Annotated in this window: 1 protein-coding gene; it reads right to left on the bottom strand. The window is 56.0% G+C overall.

The window, feature by feature from the left end:
- Window positions 1-796, bottom strand: a 796-nt coding sequence (locus B5F88_RS19830; protein ID WP_140402241.1) for a recombinase family protein, incomplete at its 3' end; no start/stop codon positions are given.
- Window positions 797-831 lie beyond the last annotated feature (35 nt).

Below are 831 nucleotides of genomic sequence, written 5' to 3' on the forward strand. Positions count from 1 at the left end.
GGATGATAGCAGGGTGGTTGTCCTTGATGTAATACTGCGGCAACTCGCCGGTATTCTTCTTGACCTTCTTGCTGATGCAGTCTGTGGTGAAGGTCTTTTGCAGCAAGGCGTCTCCCGCATACTTTTCATTGGTGAGGATGTTATGCACAATCTGATGGGACCATGCCTTGACACCCTTTGCGGTGGCGATCCCATCTTGGGTAAGTTCTCTCTGGATCTGGCCCTCACTGCAGCCCTCCAGGTACCGGCGGTAGATTCGCCGCACCACCTCGGCCTCCTCCGGTACGATCTCCGGCTTACCGTCCGCTCCTCTTTGATAGCCCAGCATGGATCTGTAGTGGAAGTTGACCTTTCCTTCTTTCATTGCCATACGGATGCCCAGCTGGATATTGGAGCTGAGGGATTCGCTCTCGGCCTGGGCAAATCCGCTGAACAGGGTGATGAGGAACTCGCTGGACTCTGTCAGCGTATTGATATTTTCCTTTTCGAAGATGACCCCGATCCCCCTGGCCTTCAGCATCCGTACCGTCTCCAGGCAGTCCACTGTATTTCGTGCGAAGCGGGAGAGGGATTTTGTCAGGATGAGGTCGATCCCGCCCCGCTTGCAGGCGGTGATCATCCGGTTGAACTCTTTGCGCTTTTTCATGCTGGTTCCGGTGATCCCCTCGTCCGCGAAGATCCCGGCCAGTTCCCAGTCTGGGGACTCCTCAATTTTCTGGGTATAGTAGGCTTTCTGGGCGGTGTAGCTGTTGATCTGCTCCTCGCTGTCGGTGCTGACCCGGCAGTAAGCCGCCACCCGCTGCCTGCCATGGAGTCTCGTCTTGTTGCCTG

The organism is Flavonifractor sp. An306 (assembly GCF_002159455.1).
Classification (GTDB): Bacteria; Bacillota; Clostridia; order Oscillospirales; family Oscillospiraceae; genus Flavonifractor.